The sequence below is a fragment of the Solibacillus cecembensis genome (assembly GCF_050272495.1).
Taxonomy (GTDB): domain Bacteria; phylum Bacillota; class Bacilli; order Bacillales_A; family Planococcaceae; genus Solibacillus; species Solibacillus cecembensis.
In genome coordinates, this window is the sequence record NZ_JBNNMF010000066.1 from 1 (window position 1) to 1,087 (window position 1,087).

At 31.0% G+C, this 1,087-nt stretch carries 1 protein-coding gene; it reads left to right on the plus strand.

Annotated elements, in window-relative coordinates; translation table 11 throughout:
- Positions 1–91: 91 nt before the first annotated feature.
- Entirely contained in the window at positions 92–1,054 is a 963-nt protein-coding gene (locus ACQKIH_RS22400; protein ID WP_083493818.1) for a DUF3885 domain-containing protein, read from the plus strand.
- Positions 1,055–1,087: the final 33 nt, after the last annotated feature.

The following is a 1,087-nucleotide window of genomic DNA, read 5'->3' on the forward strand; positions in this document are numbered from 1 at the left end:
GCAGGTTAGTTGAATAAGCAATCTATAAGGAGAAATCGAATTTACCAGCAGACTGGAGATTATAAAGAATTTATTTAAGGGAGGAATTCCAATGAAGGAAAAAATATTGAAGTACATAGAAAGTAATTTTCCTAACTTAACAAGCGATTTGCATCTAAGGTTCGAATTAGGTGACCCATATAAAAATGGAACTGAAGAAAGAATTAATCAAGTTGTTACAAGAGTTACCACATTATTCGAAGAAGTGTTTAAGCCGGATGATTTTATTTATCTTTATATAAAAGATTGGAATGTAACAGAGGATATTATGTTTGGAAATAACACTCCAGAATACCTGTATAATTTATTTAGTAAACAAAATATAGAAGAGGAAACTTTCTTTGATTTAGATGAGGATTATGATGAAGTAACGGGTCAAACAATAGAAGTTAAGAATGAATACAAAGTGAGATTTGTATACTCACAATTAAAGTCTGTACCCCACCAGGAAATACTTGAAGCTATAGGGAATTATGAACAAGGAAGAGAACCTTCTATTGGACAATCTGTGTACTTTATTAGTACTGACAAGGACATAATATTTCGTATGTATGACGACCGTGGATGTGATGTTTTTGGCTTAAATAAAGATACTCTTATGCCCTTGTACCATAAGTTTAGAAAGTGGATTTTAGACTATAACCGTATAGAAATAGACGGCGCTTTTGAAGAAGGTTTATATAATTATTATGAAACTGCCAAGGAAAAGAAAAAAAGGATTAAAGAAAACAGACTAAAAGTAAAAAAAACTAAAATTAACTTATCTCAGGACAATACATGTCACATTACTCATGATCTTGCCATACCAAATGAATGGGCAGAAGAATGTATCAATGAGATAGGTGAAACAGGATTTAATATTGCTATCGTTAATAAAAATAGCGAGTGTACAAATATTAAAGTAACAAAAACAGAAGCTTTGGCACTGGTTGATTATCAAACTGAGCTTATGTCTTTATATTCAAAAAAATATAAAGGTGAGTATATAGGATGGTCAGTTAAAGTAGCTTTTTAATTAGAAATTCCTTATTGAACTAACGGGGGCTTT

Coding starts and splice junctions, on each gene's coding strand:
- ACQKIH_RS22400 (WP_083493818.1), top strand. CDS start 92: ATGAAGGAAAAAATATTGAAGTACATAGAAAGTAATTTTCCTAACTTA.